The 17,467-nt window shown below is 74.6% G+C and carries 16 protein-coding genes; 12 read left to right on the forward strand and 4 right to left on the reverse strand.

Annotated features, from left to right (window positions below):
* Nucleotides 1-254: 254 nt before the first annotated feature.
* Nucleotides 255-1,172: a LysR substrate-binding domain-containing protein gene (locus tag VQ02_RS32180; RefSeq protein ID WP_048448341.1), complete on the reverse strand. Its 918-nt coding sequence runs from the start codon at nucleotides 1,170-1,172 to the stop codon at nucleotides 255-257.
* Nucleotides 1,173-1,274: 102 nt separating this feature from the next.
* Between VQ02_RS32180 and VQ02_RS32185 the strand changes: the two genes are divergently transcribed.
* Genes VQ02_RS32185 through VQ02_RS32195 form a run of 3 tightly spaced genes read left to right on the forward strand, consistent with a single transcriptional unit; the run spans nucleotide 1,275 to nucleotide 3,519 of the window.
* Nucleotides 1,275-2,435 carry a DSD1 family PLP-dependent enzyme gene (locus tag VQ02_RS32185; RefSeq protein WP_048448354.1) on the forward strand — a complete coding sequence of 387 codons (1,161 nt, stop codon included), beginning with the start codon at nucleotides 1,275-1,277 and terminating at the stop codon, nucleotides 2,433-2,435.
* 11 nt (nucleotides 2,436-2,446) lie between these two features.
* Complete coding sequence (locus VQ02_RS32190) at nucleotides 2,447-2,839, forward strand: RidA family protein (RefSeq protein WP_048448342.1); 393 nt, start codon at nucleotides 2,447-2,449, stop codon at nucleotides 2,837-2,839.
* A 47-nt stretch (nucleotides 2,840-2,886) separates the two neighbouring features.
* Entirely contained in the window at nucleotides 2,887-3,519 is a 633-nt protein-coding gene (locus VQ02_RS32195; protein ID WP_048448343.1) for an HAD-IA family hydrolase, read from the forward strand.
* Between the two features lie 96 nt (nucleotides 3,520-3,615).
* Here the strand turns inward: VQ02_RS32195 and VQ02_RS32200 are convergent, their stop codons facing one another.
* Both VQ02_RS32200 and VQ02_RS32205 read right to left on the reverse strand, forming a co-directional pair.
* A complete protein-coding gene (locus tag VQ02_RS32200) occupies nucleotides 3,616-4,968 on the reverse strand; it encodes a Gfo/Idh/MocA family protein (protein WP_048448344.1) in 1,353 nt (450 codons plus the stop codon).
* A 176-nt stretch (nucleotides 4,969-5,144) separates the two neighbouring features.
* The gene (locus tag VQ02_RS32205) at nucleotides 5,145-5,354 is read right to left on the reverse strand and encodes a hypothetical protein (RefSeq protein WP_048448345.1); all 210 of its coding nucleotides are present in this window, start codon (nucleotides 5,352-5,354) and stop codon (nucleotides 5,145-5,147) included.
* Nucleotides 5,355-5,511: 157 nt separating this feature from the next.
* Between VQ02_RS32205 and VQ02_RS32210 the strand changes: the two genes are divergently transcribed.
* From VQ02_RS32210 to VQ02_RS32235, 6 genes are all read left to right on the forward strand, one after another.
* On the forward strand, nucleotides 5,512-6,723 hold the full coding sequence (locus VQ02_RS32210; protein WP_048448346.1) for a putative DNA modification/repair radical SAM protein: 1,212 nt from the start codon (nucleotides 5,512-5,514) through the stop codon (nucleotides 6,721-6,723).
* On the forward strand, nucleotides 6,724-8,172 hold the full coding sequence (locus VQ02_RS32215) for a UdgX family uracil-DNA binding protein (RefSeq protein WP_048448347.1): 1,449 nt from the start codon (nucleotides 6,724-6,726) through the stop codon (nucleotides 8,170-8,172).
* Between the two features lie 99 nt (nucleotides 8,173-8,271).
* A complete protein-coding gene (locus VQ02_RS32220) occupies nucleotides 8,272-8,658 on the forward strand; it encodes a hypothetical protein (protein WP_048448348.1) in 387 nt (128 codons plus the stop codon).
* Between the two features lie 153 nt (nucleotides 8,659-8,811).
* Nucleotides 8,812-9,261, forward strand: a complete 450-nt coding sequence (locus VQ02_RS32225) for a hypothetical protein (RefSeq protein ID WP_157080898.1) — start codon at nucleotides 8,812-8,814, stop codon at nucleotides 9,259-9,261.
* A 149-nt stretch (nucleotides 9,262-9,410) separates the two neighbouring features.
* Complete coding sequence (locus VQ02_RS32230; protein ID WP_048448349.1) at nucleotides 9,411-10,721, forward strand: lipopolysaccharide biosynthesis protein; 1,311 nt, start codon at nucleotides 9,411-9,413, stop codon at nucleotides 10,719-10,721.
* Nucleotides 10,718-11,869, forward strand: a complete 1,152-nt coding sequence (locus tag VQ02_RS32235) for a GNAT family N-acetyltransferase (RefSeq protein WP_048448350.1) — start codon at nucleotides 10,718-10,720, stop codon at nucleotides 11,867-11,869. The genes VQ02_RS32230 and VQ02_RS32235 overlap by 4 nt, the downstream gene beginning before the upstream one ends.
* Here the strand turns inward: VQ02_RS32235 and tsaA are convergent.
* Nucleotides 11,835-12,449 (reverse strand): tRNA (N6-threonylcarbamoyladenosine(37)-N6)-methyltransferase TrmO, encoded by a 615-nt coding sequence (gene tsaA, locus VQ02_RS32240; RefSeq protein ID WP_083469568.1) that lies wholly within the window; start codon nucleotides 12,447-12,449, stop codon nucleotides 11,835-11,837. The two genes, VQ02_RS32235 and tsaA, sit on opposite strands and share 35 nt — an antisense overlap.
* Before the next feature lie 92 nt (nucleotides 12,450-12,541).
* Here tsaA and VQ02_RS32245 point away from each other — a divergent pair, with 92 nt between their 5' ends.
* The 3 genes from VQ02_RS32245 to VQ02_RS32255 all read left to right on the forward strand — a co-directional run bounded on the left by VQ02_RS32245 (nucleotide 12,542) and on the right by VQ02_RS32255 (nucleotide 17,253).
* Complete coding sequence (locus VQ02_RS32245) at nucleotides 12,542-14,020, forward strand: AMP nucleosidase (protein ID WP_083469569.1); 1,479 nt, start codon at nucleotides 12,542-12,544, stop codon at nucleotides 14,018-14,020.
* A gap of 8 nt (nucleotides 14,021-14,028) precedes the next feature.
* A complete protein-coding gene (locus tag VQ02_RS32250) occupies nucleotides 14,029-14,532 on the forward strand; it encodes a hypothetical protein (protein WP_048448352.1) in 504 nt (167 codons plus the stop codon).
* Between the two features lie 375 nt (nucleotides 14,533-14,907).
* Nucleotides 14,908-17,253 (forward strand): putative bifunctional diguanylate cyclase/phosphodiesterase, encoded by a 2,346-nt coding sequence (locus VQ02_RS32255; protein WP_048448353.1) that lies wholly within the window; start codon nucleotides 14,908-14,910, stop codon nucleotides 17,251-17,253.
* Nucleotides 17,254-17,467: the final 214 nt, after the last annotated feature.

Consider the following 17,467-nt stretch of genomic DNA (forward strand, 5'->3'; position numbering starts at 1 on the left):
TACAACCGTGGCGGGATGCCGAAAATTCGAGATGGCCCAATGGCCCGATGCGTCAGCATCCTGGGCCATTGGTATAATACCCTCGCGCCTTCGCATCGACGCGTCGATGCGAAGGCGTCCGGCGCATTGGCGCCGGCGCCCGTTCGGGCTCGCCTTGCGCCTCCGAACGAGTCCGTTCGAAGGCGCAACGGTATAATTCGCATTGCTGCCGTCGGATCACCGGTCCGCCGGGCGGAGTCGAGGTCTCGGGCGGATCAGGTGCCGGACCGCCACGGCGGCGGGTCGAGGGCGCGCGCCAGGGCGTCGAGGAAGCGGCCGGTCCGGGCGGCGCGGGCGCGGGTGCGCGATCCGAGCAGCGCGACCACGGGTGCGTCGGGCAGCGCATAGGCGTCGAGGAGCCGGACCAGGCGTCCCGCCCGCAGGTCGTCCGCGACGTCCCATTCCGAGCGCAGGATGATGCCCCGCCCGGCGAGCGCCCAGCGGCGCACCACCTCGCCGTCGTTGCTGGCGAGGCGCGGCTCGATCCGGACCCGCTCCTCCTGCCTGTCGCGCCGGAAGCGCCACAGGGTCACGTCCTCGTCGTTCTCGCGCAGGGCGATGCAGGCACGGGACCGGAGATCCGCCGGCACCGCCGGCCCGCCGTGGGCTGCGAGATAGGCCGGCGCGGCGCAGACCAGCCGCGCATTGGGGGCGAGGCGCCGCGCGATCAGCCCGGGCGCGGCGCGTTCGATTTCGCCGACATGGATCGCCAGGTCGAAGGTGCCGGCTGGCACACCGCCGAGGCGGTCGGAGAGCAGGAGGTCGATCGCGACCTGCGGGTGCTCGGCCTGGAACGCCGCCGCCACGGGCGCGACGTGGCGGCGCCCGAAGCCGAGGGGCGCGACGATCCGCAGGTGCCCGACCACTCGGCCCCGCCGGGCGGCGAGGGCCTCGTCGAGGTCGCCGAGGGACTCGAGGATCGCGCGCCCGCGCTCGGCGAGCAGCTCGCCCTCGTCGGTCAGCGCGAGGTGCCGCCCGGCCCGCTCCACCAGGTGCATGCCCAGGCGCTCCTCGAGGGCGCGCAGCCGCTGCGTGACCGCCGGGGGCGAGACGTCGAGGGCGCGCGATGCCGCCGCCAGGGAGGGCGCGGCCGCGACGGCGGCGAAGAAGCGGAGGTCGTCCGTGCTCAGCATTAAGATCGAGCTTAAGGCAGGAGGCAGGCGGCGTTAATGGCGGTCCCGATCGTCCCGTGCTTCCTGTCGGGCGACGCCAGCGAGGAGACGGAGCGCACGATCATGGCCGGTCCGAGCCCAGGGGCGGGGATGCCGCTCGACACCCTGCCGACGCCCTGCCTGCTCCTCGACGAGGCGCGGCTGCGCGCCAACGTGGCGCGGATGCGCGCCCACCTGACGGGCCTCGGCGTCGCATTCCGGCCCCACCTCAAGACCGCCAAGTCCCTCGAGGTCGCCCGGATCGCCATGACGTCGCCGGAGGGTCCCGCGATGGTCTCGACCCTGCGCGAGGCGGAGTACTTCGCGGCGGGCGGCGTGCGCGACATGATCTACGGCGTCGGCCTCGCTCCGGCGAAGCTGGCCCGCGTCGCGGCGATCCGGGCCGGCGGCGCCGACCTCGCGGTCATCCTCGACAGCGTCGAGCAGGCCGAGGCCGTGGCGGCTCACGCGCGGGCGAGCGGCGACGCCCTGCCGGTGCTGATCGAGGTCGATGCCGACGGCCACCGCTCCGGCGTCGCGCCGGGCGACCGCGACACGCTGGTGGCGATCGGCCGGCGCCTCGTCGACGGCGGCGCTTCCCTGCGCGGCGTGCTGCTCCATGCCGGCGACAGCTACTCCTTACGCGATCCCGCCGCCCTCGCGGCGGCGGCGGAGGCCGAGCGGGTCGCGGCGGTGACCGCGGCCGGCGCGTTGCGGGAGGCGGGCCTGCCCTGTCCGGTGGTCAGCGTCGGCTCGACTCCAACCGCGCGCTTCGCCCGCGACCTCGCCGGCGTCACCGAGGTCCGGGCCGGCGTGTTCATGTTCGGCGACCTCGTCCAGGCCGGGGTCGGGGCGGTGGCCGTCGAGGACATCGCCCTGTCGGTGCTCGCCACCGTGATCGGCCACCAGCGCGCGAAGGGCTGGATCGTCGTCGATGCCGGCTGGATGGCGCTCTCGCGCGACCGCGGGACGGCGAAGCAGCCGGTGGACCAGGGCTACGGCGTGGTCTGCGACCGCGCGGGCCGGCCGTACCGGGACCTCCTCGTCGCCGACGCCAATCAGGAGCACGGCATCCTCGCCCTCAGGCCGGGCTCGGCCGCGGACCTTCCGGACCTGCCGGTGGGTGCGCAGGTCCGCATCCTGCCGAACCACGCCTGCGCCACCGGCGCCCAGCACGACCGCTACCACGTCCTCGACGGCGCCGGCCGCGTCGCCGCAACCTGGCCCCGCATCAACGGCTGGTAGGAGCACCCGCCATGTCAGACCCGATCACCCGCATCGGCACCGCCGCCGCGCCGGCCCCAGCGGGGCACTACGCGCAGGCGACCGCCTGGCGCGACCTCGTCTTCGTCTCGGGCCAGCTCGCGCCGCGGCCCGACGGCACCCACACCGCCGACCAGCCCTTCGCGGCGCAGGCGCGCCAGGCCCTGGCCAATCTCCTCGCCATCCTGGCCGAGGCCGGAAGCGGGCCGGAGCGCATCCTGCGGGTGACGGCCTACATCGTCGGCGTCGCGCACTGGCCGGAGTTCAACCGGGTCTACGCCGAGATGCTCGGGGAGGCGAGGCCCGCCCGCACGGTCGTGCCGGTGCCGGAGCTCCACCACGGCTACCTCGTGGAGGTCGAGGCGATCGCGGCGTGCGACGCCTGAGGAGGCCCACGGCGGCACCGCCGCCCCGATCGGGACAAGGAGAGACCATGACCGCGCACCGCTATGACGCCGTCCTGTTCGACCTGCTCACGGCCCTGCTCGACAGCTGGACCCTGTGGAACGCGATCGCCGGCGACGACGATCTCGGCCGGCGCTGGCGGGCCGAGTACCTGCGGATCACCTATCTGACCGGGGAGTACCGGCCCTACGAGGACCTCGTCGCGCAGGCCGCCGAGACCGTCGGGCTGCCGCGCGACGCGGCCGACCGGCTGGCGGAGCGCTACGGCGAGCTGCGGCCCTGGCCGGGCGTGCCCGAGGCCCTGCGGGCGCTCGCCGGCGCTGCCGTGCCCCTCGGCATCGTGACGAACTGCTCGGAGCGGCTGGGCCGCATCGCGGCGGCGTGCGTCGGCGTCGACTTCGCGGCGGTGGTCACGGCGGAGCGGGCCGGGTTCTACAAGCCCGATCCGCGCGCCTACCGGCAGGGCCTGCGCGAGCTCGGCGTCGCGGCCCCGCGCTGCCTGTTCGTCGCCGGCTCGCCCTACGACCTCGCCGGCACGGCGGCCGTCGGCCTGCCGACCTACTGGCACGATCGCTCGGGGATGGCCCCGCCGCCCGGCGTCCCGGCGCCGCTCGTGCGCGAGACGACGCTGGATTCGCTGCCGGCCTTCGTCACCGGCTAGAGCCTTCTCCGAGAAAGGGGATGCCGGTTCGTCGAGGATCAGTACGCCGGAAAGGACCCGGAGCACGGCCCGGTCGCAGCGCGATCGGGCAGCGCCCTAACCGGCCTCCTCCGGCTCCGGCCCGCGGGTCAGGTCCAGGCCCTTCCCGCCCTGCTCCTTGTCGCCCGTGTCCTTGCTCCCCTTGCCGACCACCCGCTCCGGGGGCTTCAGCGCCACCGCGGCACCCGTCCGCGCCGCTTCGTAGATCGCCTCCATCAGGATCTGGTCCTGAAGGCCCTCCTCGCCCGGGGTGCGGGGGGTGCGGTTCTCCAGGATGCAGGTCGCCATGTGGTCGATCTCGAGGGCGAACTGGTTCTTGGCGCCGAGCACCCGCTCCTCCCGGGCCTCGGCCTTGCCCTCGCGGTGGCTCACGAACAGGCGCTGGCCCTCGTACGCGAAGGCGTTCTGAAGCTGGATCGCGCCGCCCTCGGCCTGGACGCTCAAGTACCGGGTCTCGTGGGCGCCGTAGCTGGTGGAGCAGAGGGCGAGCGCGCCGGAGGGGAAGCGCAGGGTGAAGGCCACCGTCTCCTCGACCTCGCGGAAGAGGGGATCGTCCGGCGAGTGGATCTGCGCCTGGACCGAGACCGGCTCCTCGCCGAGGAGCGTCCGCACCCCGTTGAGGCAGTAGATCCCGATATCCGGCAGCGCGCCGCCGCCGGCGAGCGCCTGCTTCAGGCGCCACTGCTCGGGCAGGCTCATGGTCTGGGTGTTCGTCGCCTCGATCAGCTTGACCTTGCCGTACTTGGCGCTGCGCACCAGGCGCACGACCTCGCGGTTGTGGGGCTCGTACTGGCAGCGATAGGCGATCATCAGCTTGACCTTCGCCTGGGCGCAGGCATCGATCATCGCCCGCGCCTCCGCCGCCGAGGCCGCCATCGGCTTCTCGCACAGCACGTGCTTGCCGGCTCCGGCGGCGGCGATCACCTGGTCGCGGTGCACGGCGTTCGGGGTGACGATGTAGACCGCCTTCACGTCCGGATTGCGCGCGAGCGCGTCCCAACCGTCGTAGCCGTAGACAGCCTCCGGCTTGATGCCGTACTGCGCCGCCACCGCCTTGGCCTTGTCGGGCGAGCCTGACATCAGGGCCACCGCCTTCGCCTTGCGGCACTCGCCGAAGGCCGGAAGGATCTCCTCCAGCGACAGCCGGCCGAGGCCCACGATGGCGAAGCCGACCCTCTCACCGGGCGGCAGGGGCGCCGGCGGGGGCGGCGCCGGGCGGTCGGAGGGACCGCGCCAGTTCGGAAACGTCACCTTCCCGTTCTCGACCTTGCCGGTATCGACCGGCCGCTCGGGTCCGGGCGTCCCTTGCCCGGCCGCCCCTTGCGCCGCCGCGCTGCCGAGGCCGACCAGGGTGGCGCCGCCGGCCATCATCAGGCTGCGGCGCGAGAGGGCGGTGACATCGTCCGGCATCGGCAACCATCCGTCTGGTGTTCGGGAGCCTGCGCAACGTGTCCGGTGTGGCAGGGTTCCGATACTGGGGGGCTGCAACGGCCGCCGCCGCCGTGCCGGCGGATCGCCTCGGTCCGCCAACGCGAAAGGGCCGGCCCCTGCGGGCCGGCCCTCCGGAATTCCTGCGCTCGGCCAGCCTACTCGCCCGCCATCATCTCCGGCGAGAAGTGGCCGCACCAATCCTGGGCCGAGACCACCGGCCACAGGCCGTGGCCCTGCGGCTCCGGCTGGCTCACCGGCGGGTTGAAGCGGCACAGGCCTTCCTCACCCTGCGCGGCGGCGCCGTTGAGCTTGTGGTCGTCGTAGTAGCGGCAGCTCCGGCAGTTCGCGGACGGGTTCGTCGCCATGCTGCGTCTCCTTGCGAATTAGAAGAACTCCAATCAGCCGGATAACGGGAGCCTCGTCGAGTGGTTCCCGGCCGGGCGCGGCTGATGCGGCTTTCGACCACGGGGACGCGCCGCCTTCCGGCTTGAACGAAACAAGAACAACGGACAGGGTGCCGCCATGGACGACGCCCTGACGAAGAAGCTCACGATCCTCGCCGACGCGGCGAAGTACGACGCCTCCTGCGCCTCGTCCGGGGCGCCGAAGCGCAAGGCCGAGGCCGGCGGGCTCGGCTCCACCACCGGGGCCGGCATCTGCCACGCCTACACGCCGGACGGGCGCTGCGTCTCGCTGCTCAAGATCCTGCTCACCAACTACTGCCTGTTCGACTGCGCCTACTGCGTCAACCGGCGCTCCTCGAACGTGCGGCGGGCGAAGTTCTCGGTCGACGAGGTCGTGACGCTGACCGTCGAGTTCTACAAGCGCAACTACATCGAGGGGCTTTTTCTCTCCTCCGGCATCATCCGCTCGCCCGACCACACGATGGAGCAGCTGATCCGGGTGGCGAAAGCCTTGCGCCAGCGCCACGGCTTTCGCGGCTACATCCACCTGAAGACCATCCCGGAGGCGAGCCCGTGGCTGATCGAGCAGGCCGGCCTCTACGCCGACCGGCTCTCGATCAACCTCGAGCTGCCGACCGAGGCGAGCCTGGAGCGGCTGGCGCCGGAGAAGGACGGCGCCGCGATCCAGACCGCGATGGGGCAGATGGGCGAGCGCATCCTGCAGGCCAAGGAGGAGAGGCGCCGCTTCGCCCCTGCCGGCCAGTCGACCCAGGTGATCGTCGGGGCCGATGCCAGCACCGACGAGTCGCTGATCCGCACCAGCGCCCGCCTGTACGATCATTACGGCCTGAAGCGGATCTACTACTCGGCCTTCAGCCCGATTCCCGACGCCGCCTCGATCCTGCCGAGCAAGTCCCCGCCGCTCCAGCGCGAGCACCGGCTGTACCAGGCCGACTGGCTGATGCGGTACTACGCCTTCTCGCCCGACGACGTCGCGGGGGCGACCGAATCCGGCATGCTCGCCCTCGACGTCGACCCCAAGCTCGCCTGGGCCCTGCGCAACCGCGACCGCTTCCCCGTCGACGTCAACCGGGCCGACCGGGAGATGCTCCTGCGGGTGCCGGGCCTCGGCGTGCGGGCGGTGGACAAGATCGTGGCGGCGCGGCGCCACGCCACCCTGCGGCTCGACGACGTGGCGCGCCTGACCTCTGGGCTCAAGCGCGCCCGGCCGTTCCTGGTCGCCGCCGACTACGCGCCGACGCGGCTCACCGACCGGCTCGACCTGCGGGCGCGCCTCGCCGAGCCGCCGCGCCAGCTGAGCCTCTTCTAGATGAGCGCCGCCCGCACGATCCGCCTGCGGCCCGGCGCCGACCTCGAGGGGTTCCGCGAGGCGGTCCGGCGCCTCGTCCACGACGGCGTGGCGCCGGAGGCGGTGGCCTGGGTCGAGGGCGACGCCCCGTCGCTGTTCCCGGACGAGCCCCCGCCCGGCGGCGCCGCGCCGGCCCTCGCCCTGCCGCGGGCGGTGGCGGCCCTCGTGCCGCCCGTCGTCATGCACCGCGACCCGGAGCGCTACGGCCTGCTCCACCGCCTGGTCGGGCGCGTCGCGGGAGGGGAGCGCCACCTCGCCGAGGTGGCGAGCGACCCGCTGGTCCATCGCCTGGCCCTGATGCGCAAGGCGGTGGGCCGCGACCTGCACAAGATGCACGCCTTCCTGCGATTCCGCCGGGCCGGGGCGACGACGAGCGGGCGGGAGCGCTTCGCGGCCTGGTTCGAGCCCGAGCACCACATCCTGGCGGAAGCCGCGCCGTTCTTCGCCGCCCGCTTTCCCTCCTTCGACTGGTCGATCCTGACGCCGGACGGCTCGGCCCACTGGGATGGGGCGCGCTTGCGCTTCGGACCGCCCGGCCGGCGCGAGGACGTGCCGGAGCACGACGCCTTCGAGGCCGGGTGGACCGGCTACTATGCCAGCACCTTCAACCCCGCCCGCACCAACCTGGCGGCGATGCGGGCCGAGATGCCGAAGAAGTACTGGCACAATCTGCCCGAGACGGCGGCGATCCCTGGCCTGGTGCGCGAGGCCGGGATGCGGGTCGGCCGGATGATCGAGCGCGCGCCCGAGGCGCCGGTCAAGCGCGTGCCCGCCCGGGCGCTGGCCGCCATGGTGGCGCAGGAGCCCGCCTCGCTCGACGCGCTGAACGCGATCATCCGCGCCTCCGAGCCCCTGGTGCCGGGGGCGACGCAGGCGGTGCTGGGCGAGGGTCCGCTCGGCGCGAGGATCGCCTTCGTGGGCGAGCAGCCGGGCGACCAGGAGGACCTGCAGGGGCGGCCCTTCGTCGGCCCGGCGGGTCGGCTCCTGTCGGCCGCCTTGCGGGAGGCCGGGATCGACCGCGAGCAGTCCTACCTCACCAATGCGGTCAAGCACTTCAAGTTCGAGGCACGGGGCAAGCGGCGCATCCACCAGAAGCCGACCGCCGGCGAGGTGGCGCATTACCGCTGGTGGCTCGACCGCGAGCTCGCCTTCGTGGCCCCGCGCCTCGTCGTCGCCCTCGGCGCCACCGCCGTGCTGGCGCTGACCCGCCGCCAGGTTCCGATCACCCGCGCCCGCGGCCCGTCCGACCTCGGCGGGAAACCGTACCGGGGCTTCGTCACCGTCCACCCGTCCTACCTGCTGCGCCTGCCCGACGAGGCGCGGGGGGACGCCTATGCGGGCTTCGTCGACGACCTGCGGCGCGCAGCGGCGCTGGCGGCGGAACCGGTCCCATCCGCCGCCCCGGTCTAGGGGCGGTTGCCGAAGGATCGCGACGGGGAACCGCTGCACTGCGGCAACCAAGCCCGCGCTGCCGAGTTTGTCGCGAGACCGAACCGGGAAACGAGGACCATGAGGCTGATCGTGTCCGCCCTCGCGGCGGGTTTTTGTCTGGCCGGCGCCGCCGCGCCCGTGCTGGCCGCCAAGGGCGGCGCCAAGGCGTCGAACCGCTTCGACGGCACCTGGAGCGTCGAGGTCATCACCGAGAGCGGCTCCTGCGACCGCGCCTACCGCTACGGCGTGATCATCGAGAACGGCCAGGCCCGCTACGCCGGCGGCAGCGACTTCACCGTCTCGGGCCGGGTGCAACCGAGCGGCGCCGTGCGGGCGACGATCAGCCGGGGCGACGCCGCCGCCCAGGTGGTCGGCCGGCTCGGTGCCGGCGCCGGCAACGGCAGCTGGACCACCTCCGGCTCGACCAGCTGCAAGGGCCGCTGGAACGCCGAGCGCCGGGGCTGACCGGCACGCCGGGCCCGAGCCTGCCCGGCCAAGCTTCGCGGAGATAACCCGCCGCGCCGGAAAACCCGCTTTTCTTCCGGGTTTCGCCGCAGATCCGCCCATGATCGGCACGAGGCTTGCCGGGAACAGGCGGTTGATTCGGCCGAGGCCCGGATGATGAGAGCTCTGCTTTACGGCGCGATCTGCACCCTCGCGGCGGTGGAACTGGCCGCCGCGGCCCATCCGGCCGCGGCCGCGCCGGTCCCGCGCGCGGAGCACCGGCGCGCGGTGCTCGCCCCCCTCGAGCAGGCCGCCACGGACTGCTTCGCCGAGACCATCGGCAACAACCCGGCGGCGCTCGCCCATGCCCGGGCCGGGCGCTGGTACGAGGCGGCCAGCGTGATCGGCTTCCTGTGCCGGCCGGAGGTCGACGCGATGACCAAGGCCCGCGACCACCTCGACGGCCGCGGCGCCGGCGGCCGCTACTTCACCGGGCCCTACACCCGCCACCTCGGCCAGGAGCTGGCCCGCCGCCTCGAGCCGGTGCTCGCCACCACGGCGGTGGCCAACGCCGAGCCGCGCGCCGACAGCGAAGCGCCGGCGGCGCCCGCCGGGGAGCCGTGAGGGCCCGCGGGGGATCCTCAGCCCGCCCGTGACGCCGGCCCGGCCGGTCCGCCGGGATCCGGCCGTCGTCGTTTTCGCCCGATCCACTTAACCGCCCCGCAAGCCCGGCCCGCTATCGAGAAGGGCGGCGCGGGATGCGGAGAAGCGGGATGGCGGCCGGGGCTTCTCTCGGCGAGGCGGAGGCGGGCGGCGGCGCCGGCACGGCGCTCGCGGTGTTCGGCGTGCGGATCGCGTCGGCGGCCTGCGCCTTCGTGGCCCAGGTGCTGATGGCGCGCCTGATGGGCGGCGCGGAGTACGGCGTCTTCGCCACGATCTGGGTCTGGACCGCGCTCCTCGGCCACGCCTCGACCTGGGGCCTGTCCCAGGCGGCCTGCCGGTTCCTGCCGACCTACCGGGCGCAAGGGGCGCACGGGCCGGCCCGCGGCTTCCTCGCCTTCGGGGCGGTGTTCACGCTCGCCGCCGCGGCCGCGTTGGCGGGCATCGGGGCCGCCGCGATCTGGCTCCTGCCGGATCTCGTCGCGACGCCCTACGCGGCGCCGGCCCTCGTCGCCGCCCTGGTGCTGCCGCTCTTCGCCCTCCAGGATTTCTGCGAGGGCGTGGCCCGGGGCCGCAACTGGACGCTGCTCGCCGTGGCGCCGCCCTACCTGCTGCGCCAGGGCCTGATCATGGCGCTGATGCTCGCGGCCGTCGGCTTCGGCGCGCCCGCGCAGGCCTCGGTCGCCGTCGCCTGCACGCTCGCCGCCACCGCCCTGTCGCTGGCGCTCCAGGCCGCGATCCTCGCCCGGCGGCTCCGGGCCGAGCGCTCGCCGGGCCGGGCGCTCTATCCGTACGGCGACTGGCTGAGAGCGTCGCTGCCGATGGCGCTGATCGACCTCGCCGGGTCCGGCTTCAACTTCGTCGACGTCCTGGTGCTCGGCTTCCTGCTGCCGCCGGAGGAGGTCGGCGCCTACTTCGCGGCGACGCGCCTGCTGCAATTCGTGGTCTTCGTCCAATACGCCGCCTCCTCGGTCACCGCCCAGCGTTTCGCCGAGGCGCAGGCGCGGGGCGACCGGGCCGGGCTCGAGGCCCTGGTGCGGCGCTGGTCGCGCCTGACGCTCCTCGCCACGCTGGCGACCGGCCTCGCCGTGGTGGCGGCCGGGCCGCTGCTGCTCGGGCTGTTCGGGCCGGAGTTCCGCGCCGCCCTGCCGCTGCTTGCCCTGCTCGTCGCCGGCCACGGCCTCGCCGCCGCCTGCGGCCCGGCAGAGGACCTCCTGACCATGCTGGGCGCCGAGCGCGCCTGCGCCGCCGTCACGGTCGCGCTCCTGGCGGCGGCGGTCGTCCTCACCCTGGCGCTGGTGCCGCTCCTCGGAATCGCCGGGGCGGCCCTGGCCGCCGCCCTCGTCACCGCGGGGCGGGGAGGGGTGCTGGCGCTCCTCGCCCATCGCCGCCTCGGCCTCGCCACCTCGGCCTTCGCCCGATGAACGCCCACGCGATCCCCCTTCCGACCGTCGCCGCGGACGTGGCCTGCGAGGTCACGACCCTCGCGGGCCTGAGCCGGGAGCCCGCTGCCTGGGACGCCCTGGTCGCCCGCGCGGCCGGGCCGACGCCCGACTATTCCCGGCGGGTAATGGAGGCGCACCGCGACCACGGCCTGGCGCCGGCGGACCTGCCCTGCCTGGCGGTGCGCCGCGGGCCGGAGATCCTGGCGCTGCTGCCGTTCCGGACCGGGCGCGGGCCCTTCGGTCTCGGGCGCGTCGCCCGGCCCTTCGCCTCGCCCTACCTCACCGTGACGGCGCCCCTGGTGGCGGCGGGGCCGGACGGCGCCCCGGCGCTCGCGGCCCTGGCCGGCGGACTGCGGGCCCTCGGCTGCCCGTGGTGGTGGCCGCTCCTGCCGGCGGACGGTTTGGTCGGGCCGGCGCTCCTCGGCACGCTGACCGGCGGCGGCTGGGACGTGGCGGAGGTCTCGGGCTTCCTGCGCCCGGTGCTCGACCGCCGGGCGAGCCACGCGGCCTTCCTCGGCGAGCACCCGCACAAGGGCCGGCTCAAGGACCTGCGCCGGCGCCGTCGGCGCCTGGAGGAGGCCGGCACCGTCGCGGTCGAGGCCGTCGGGCCGGACGGGGACCTCGCCGGCGCGGTCGAGGCCTTCCTCGCCCTCGAGGCGAGCGGCTGGAAGGGGCGGGCCGGCACCGCGCTCGCCTGCCGGGCGGAGACCGCCGGCTTCGCCCGGACCCTGTTCCGCCCCGGCGACGGGCCGGCGACCGCCCGGGCCGACCTCCTGCGCCTCGACGGGCGCGTGGTCGCGGCGAGCCTCGCCCTGGTCTGCGGCGGCACCGCGACGCTGCTCAAGACCGCCTACGACGAGGACCTGCGCCACCTCGCCCCGGGCGTGCTGCTCGAGGCCGAGATCGTGCGGGCGCTGCACGAGGCCCGCTTCGCCGACCGGCTCGATTCGGCGACGCTCGCGAGCGCGGTACTGGACGACCTCTATCCCGAGCGCACCCGCATCGCCGAGATCGTGGTCTCGCCGCCTGGCGGCCCCCCGGCCGCGCGGCTCGCCGCCCGGGCCCGGCGCCGGCACGCCGCCAGGGACTGGCTCAAGGCGCGGCTCGCCCGCCTGCGCGGCCGCTGACCTCGTCGCCGGTCGCGTCGGCCCCGTGGGGCGCGTCAGTCTCGCAGGCCGCGTCGGCCTCGCGCCAGCCGACCCGGGCCTGGGGCCGCGCATCGGTCGAGGCGAAGTAGGGCTTGATGTCGAGGAGCGGCGTGCCGTCGAGGCAGTCGAGCCCGCGCACCCGCACGCGACCGTCCTCGATGCCGAGGAGTTCCACCACCGAGACCGCGATCGGGTTCGGGCGGGCCGGCGAGCGCAGGGCGAAGGTGCCCCGGGGCTCGGGCGCGTGGCGGGGCTGCTGCGCCACGAGGTTCCGGGGCGCCCGGTCCATCCAGTAGAGGACGATCAGGTGCGTGGTGCCCGTAAGGCTCCGCAGGGCCGGGACGAAAGGCGGCGCGACCTCGAGGGTGCAGACCGCGTCCGACTGCGCCGCGTTGCGCGGGCACTCCTCCCGCCGCGTCCAGGGCGTGCGGACCCGGCCGACGAAGTACAGCCCGGCGTCGTAGGCCGCCGGCAGCGCGACCGCCTCCTCGCCGGGCCGCGGGCCGAACTCCGCGCCCTGGGGCGGACCGAACTCCTCCGCCGCATCCGCCTCGCTCATGCGTCACCTCGTCGGTCGCGCGGGATCCGGGTCGCCCCGCCGCTCCGCCCGGTATAGGCTGGTCCACGCGGCATCAGGGAGACCGACCGATCGTGTTCGCCGACGAGTTGAGACCGATGGAGACGGTGGCCGACCCCGAGACGGCGGTCGATCGCCTGGCGGCCCTGCACGCCGCCGCCACCGGGAGCCTGCGGGACGCGCTGTCCCGCTTCCTCGGCGAGGGCGTGCCCCCGGACGCCTCCGAACGGCTGACCTTCCGCTACCCCGAGCTGCGCCTGACCTACCGGCCGACCGGCCCGATGCCGCGGATCACCCGCGCCACCGGGAAGTTCCAGGGCCCGGGCGTCTACGCCACTACCCTGACCCAGCCGGCGCATTTCCGCGCCTACCTGCTGGAGCAGCTGCGGCCGCTGGTGCAGGATTACGGCGCGACCATCGAGGTCGGCCTGAGCGCCCAGGAGATCCCGTATCCCTACGTGGTCGAGCCCGGGGCCGAGCTCGCCCGCGGCGTGACCTCGAGCGACCTCGCGCGCTATTTCCCGACCCCGATGCTGTCGAGCGTCGGCGACGAGATCGCCGACGGGCTGTGGCTCGATCCCGGCGACGAGATCCGGCCGCTGGCCCTGTTCGACGGCCCGCGGGTCGACTACTCCCTGCGCCGCCTCGTGCACTATACCGGGGCCGACTGGCGCCAGATCCAGCCCTGGATCCTGCTCACCAACTACCACCGCTACGTCGACCAGTTCGTGCGGGTCGGCCTCAAGGCCCTCGCCGCCGAGCCCGAGCGCTACGCCCGTCTGGTGCTGCCCGGCGGCGTCGCGGTCGAGGCCGGGGAGGCGGCCGGCGCCTCGGCCGAGGCGCTCATCGCCGCCTCGCCCTGGCACCGGTTCCAGATGCCGGCCTACCATCTCGTCGCCCGCGACGGGCAGGGAACCAGCCTCGTCAACATCGGGGTCGGCCCGTCCAACGCCAAGACCATCACCGACCACCTGGCGGTGCTGCGGCCGCATTGCTGGCTGATGGTCGGCCATTGCGGGGGCCTGCGCCAGTCGCAGACCATCGGCGACTACGTGCTGGCCCACGGCTACCTGCGTCGCGACCGGATCCTCGACGAGCTGGTGCCGCCGGACGTGCCGATCCCGGCGCTCGCCGAGGTCCAGGTGGCGCTCCAGGAGGCCGCCGCCAGCGTCACCGGCGAGCGGGCGGAGGCCCTGAAGCAGCGCCTGCGTACCGGCACGGTCGTCACCTACGACGACCGCAACTGGGAGCTGCGCTGGTCGCAGGAGCGGCGGCGCATCAACCTCTCGCGGGCGATCGGCGTCGACATGGAGAGCGGCACCATCGCGGCGCAGGGCTACCGGCTGCGAGTGCCCTACGGCACGCTGCTCTGCGTCTCCGACAAGCCGCTGCACGGCGAGATCAAGCTCCCGGGCGCCGCCAACGCCTTCTACGAGCGGGCGGTGGGCGAGCACCTCTTGATCGGGCTCGCGACCCTCGACGCCCTGCGCAGCAACCGCCACGGCCTGCACTCGCGCAAGCTGCGCAGCTTCGACGAGCCGCCGTTCCGGTAGGCCGCCCCATGCCTCTGCCGATCTCGAACAGCCGCCACGTCGCGGTGGCGGAGGGCGGCCGGACGCGCGTCGTGGCGGTGGCCGACCTCGCCGCCGCCCTCGGCGTCGACGCGCTGATCCGCCTGCACCGGCAGGACTTCGAGGGCCTCGCGGGGATCGGCCGCGACCTCGTCCACTTCAACCTGGAGCGCACGATCAACCGCGCCGGGGCGCGCTACGCCCTGCTGCCGATCCTCCGGCCGGGCCGGCGCCGGCCCGGCGGGCCGGAGGAGCTCCCGGTCCTCGACCCGAGCCAATCTCGCCGGGGCCTGTGCACGGAGGTGCGCCAGGGCGTGCCGGTGGCGGCGGTGACGCCGGACCTGTTCGCCGACTCGCTGCCGGCGATCCGCGACGCCGACGCCCTGGCGGCGGCCCTGGTCCGCCGCTACGCCGGACTCTTCCCGGACCTCACCCCGGCCGAGATCGTGGGGCGCGGCTGCGCGATCACGCGGCTGCGGCTCGACGAGACCTGACGCAGCGGCACGCCCGAACGGCCTCGGTCGAAGGCCAGGACGAGCCGGCGCCGGGGCCGACAGTCCGGGCCCGCGAACCCGCGCCTCGCCCCTGACATCCCGATGGCGAGGCGCGAGGCCTGAAGGATCCCGGCCTCCTGCCCGCGCAGCCGGCGCGCCGCTCCCCTGCGTCAACGCCGCCGCGCGGCAGGATGAGAAAAACCTCCTGCCCGGGCAGCGATGAGCTCGACTGGCCGGACACTTCCGGTCGGGGCCCGCTTATCGGCATCGATTTCGTGCTGTTCGCGCCTGATCGGCTGATTGCGCGCGAGTGCTTTACCGCTTCGCAACCGGCGTCCCTTCACCGTGGGCGAAGCCGAGGCCGGACGAACTTCCATGCTGCTGACAGCCGAAACCCTGGTCGCCCTGCATGACGGGCAGCTCCTCGGCCTGTCGCTGCTGATCGCCGTGCTCGCGTCGGTCACCACGATCGACCTGCTCCATCACGCCCGCGGCACCGCCGGCAGCAGCCGCGGGATCTGGCTGTCGGCCGCCGCGATCGCCGGGGGGGTCGGGCTGTGGGCGAGCCAGGTCATCGCGCAGCTCGCGGTCCGCCCCGATTCCGACCTGTTCCGTCACAGCGAGCCCCTGCTGCTCGGCCTCCTCGTCATGACCCTCGCCGTCGGCGGCGGCGCGCGGGCGGCGGTCTCGGCGCCGCGCCGCATCGCGCCCGGGCTCGGTGGCGGGGTGATCGGCCTCGGCCTCGCCGCGGTCGGCGCCGCGGTGTCGGCGAGCCTGCCGTCGGCCGGCGGGCCGGCCTGGCTCGCCGGGCTGTGCCTCTCCGCCGCGGCCGGCGCCGCCTTGGCCGGCCTCGCCCTGGCCCTGAGCCTGCGGGAGAGCCCGGCGGCCCGCACGGCCGGCGCCGTGGTCCTGTCGGCCGCCGTGATGGTGCCGCACGCCGTCTGCCTCGTCGCGGCCGGCGGCGGGCTCGCCCCCGCGGCCCTCGACGGCCAGCTCGCCGCCTCCCTCGGCTTCGCCAGCCTGACGCTCCTCGTCCTCGCCTTCACGGGCCTGAGCCTGGACGGACGGGCCCGGCGCCGGCGCGAGGCGCAGGAGCTGATCCACAGCCTCGCCGACGCCGCGGTCGAGGGCATCGCGGTCTGCGAGGGACGGCGCATCGTGACCGTCAACACCAGCCTCGCCGAGCTGATCGGCCGGGCGCCCGCAACGCTGATCGGCCGGCCGATCACCGAGATCCTGCCGGAGGCGGTGGTGTCGCGCCTCGATGCCGGCCCGCACGGCGAGATCGTCGAGGCGGAGCTCGCGGGAGCGGACGGCGAGGTGCTGCCGGTCGACGTGATCCGCCGGCCGCTCGGCAGCCGGCCCTGCCACGCGGTGGCGTTCCGCGACCTGCGGGCCCGGCGCCAGGCCGAGCGGGACATCCAGTTCCTGGCCCATCACGATGCCCTGACCGGCCTGCCGAACCGGGCGAGCTTCCGCGCCCGCCTCGACGAGGAGATCGCCCTGGCGCGGGCCAGCGGAAGGCTGGTGGCGGTGCTCTGCCTCGACCTCGACCGGTTCAAGGACGTCAACGACCTCTACGGCCACGCCATGGGCGACGCGCTCCTGCAGGCGCTGGCGCGCTGGGTCTCGCCGGTGCTGGGACCGCGCCAGATGATGGCGCGCCTCGGCGGCGACGAGTTCGCCGTCCTGATGCCCGACGTCGAGCGGCGGGAGGAGGTCGGGCGCCTCGCCGAGGAGGTCCTGCGGGTCATCCGCGAGGGCAACGGACGGGCGGGGGGCGGGCCGATCCTGGCGACCAGCATCGGCATCGCCCTGTGCCCGACCGACGCCGACGACGCGCAGACGCTGCTCAACCATGCCGACGCCGCGCTCTACGCCGCCAAGAATCACGGGCGCGGCACGCACCGGTTCTTCGAATCGGTCCTCGCCGCGCAGATCCGCGACCGGCGCTCCCTCGAGCACGATCTGCGCCACGCCGCCGAGCGGGGCGAGCTGCGGGTCGTCTACCAGCCGCAGATGGCGGTCGGCAGCGGCACGATCGTCGGGTTCGAGGCGCTCCTGCGCTGGCAGCACCCGGAGCGGGGCAACGTGCCCCCGGACCGCTTCATCCCGATCGCCGAGGAGACCGGCAGCATCCTGGGCATCGGCGAGTGGGTGCTGCGCGAGACCTGCCGCGAGGCCGCCTCCTGGGACAGGAAGCTGCGCATCGCCGTCAACGTCTCGGCGGTCCAGCTCCACGCCCCCGGCTTCGCCGAGCTGATCCACGAGATCCTGTTCACCACCGGCCTCGCGCCGGCCCGCCTCGAGCTCGAGATCACCGAGACGGCGCTGGTGCGCGACCCGGTCCGGGCGCTGGCGACGCTGCGGCGGATCAAGGCGCTGGGGGTGCGCATCGCGATGGACGATTTCGGCACCGGCTACTCGTCGCTGTCGAACCTGCGCGCCTTCCCGTTCGACAAGATCAAGATCGACCGCTCGTTCATCCGCGCCGTCGACGTCAACCGGGAGACCGCCGCGATCATGCGGGCGGTGCTGGGCCTCGGGCGGGGCCTGGGCCTGCCGGTCCTGGCCGAGGGGGTCGAGACCAGCGCCGAGCTCGCCTTCCTGGACGCCGAGGCCTGCCACGAGGCCCAGGGCTACCTCCTGGGCCGTCCCGGACCGATCGCCCAGTTCGCCGAGCACACCCGCGAGGAGACGGGCGACAAGACGGCGGCGTGAGGCGCCGGCCGCACGCCGCCAGCCCCTGATCGCCGCGGGCGGCCGCCTCGACGACGTCATCCGATTGCCGGCCGATCGCGGCAGGCGATCGCTGCGCGGTCGCTGGCTGGTGATACGATGTCCGGACGATCAGGTCAGGACATCGTATCATACCGCCGCGCCTTCGAACGGACCCGTTCGGAGGCGCAAGGCAAGCCCGAACGGGCGTCGGCGC

The sequence above is a fragment of the Methylobacterium variabile genome, assembly GCF_001043975.1.
In the GTDB taxonomy this organism is placed as follows: Bacteria; Pseudomonadota; Alphaproteobacteria; order Rhizobiales; family Beijerinckiaceae; genus Methylobacterium; species Methylobacterium variabile.

Excerpts from the sequence above, each read along its gene's own strand:
- VQ02_RS32180 (WP_048448341.1), bottom strand. The coding sequence starts at position 1,172 with ATGCTGAGCACGGACGACCTCCGCTTCTTCGCCGCCGTCGCGGCCGCG.
- VQ02_RS32185 (WP_048448354.1), top strand. The coding sequence starts at position 1,275 with ATGGCCGGTCCGAGCCCAGGGGCGGGGATGCCGCTCGACACCCTGCCG.
- VQ02_RS32190 (WP_048448342.1), top strand. The coding sequence starts at position 2,447 with ATGTCAGACCCGATCACCCGCATCGGCACCGCCGCCGCGCCGGCCCCA.
- VQ02_RS32195 (WP_048448343.1), top strand. The coding sequence starts at position 2,887 with ATGACCGCGCACCGCTATGACGCCGTCCTGTTCGACCTGCTCACGGCC.
- VQ02_RS32200 (WP_048448344.1), bottom strand. The coding sequence starts at position 4,968 with ATGCCGGACGATGTCACCGCCCTCTCGCGCCGCAGCCTGATGATGGCC.
- VQ02_RS32205 (WP_048448345.1), bottom strand. The coding sequence starts at position 5,354 with ATGGCGACGAACCCGTCCGCGAACTGCCGGAGCTGCCGCTACTACGAC.
- VQ02_RS32210 (WP_048448346.1), top strand. The coding sequence starts at position 5,512 with ATGGACGACGCCCTGACGAAGAAGCTCACGATCCTCGCCGACGCGGCG.
- VQ02_RS32215 (WP_048448347.1), top strand. The coding sequence starts at position 6,724 with ATGAGCGCCGCCCGCACGATCCGCCTGCGGCCCGGCGCCGACCTCGAG.
- VQ02_RS32220 (WP_048448348.1), top strand. The coding sequence starts at position 8,272 with ATGAGGCTGATCGTGTCCGCCCTCGCGGCGGGTTTTTGTCTGGCCGGC.
- VQ02_RS32225 (WP_157080898.1), top strand. The coding sequence starts at position 8,812 with ATGATGAGAGCTCTGCTTTACGGCGCGATCTGCACCCTCGCGGCGGTG.
- VQ02_RS32230 (WP_048448349.1), top strand. The coding sequence starts at position 9,411 with ATGGCGGCCGGGGCTTCTCTCGGCGAGGCGGAGGCGGGCGGCGGCGCC.
- VQ02_RS32235 (WP_048448350.1), top strand. The coding sequence starts at position 10,718 with ATGAACGCCCACGCGATCCCCCTTCCGACCGTCGCCGCGGACGTGGCC.
- tsaA (WP_083469568.1), bottom strand. The coding sequence starts at position 12,449 with ATGAGCGAGGCGGATGCGGCGGAGGAGTTCGGTCCGCCCCAGGGCGCG.
- VQ02_RS32250 (WP_048448352.1), top strand. The coding sequence starts at position 14,029 with ATGCCTCTGCCGATCTCGAACAGCCGCCACGTCGCGGTGGCGGAGGGC.
- VQ02_RS32255 (WP_048448353.1), top strand. The coding sequence starts at position 14,908 with ATGCTGCTGACAGCCGAAACCCTGGTCGCCCTGCATGACGGGCAGCTC.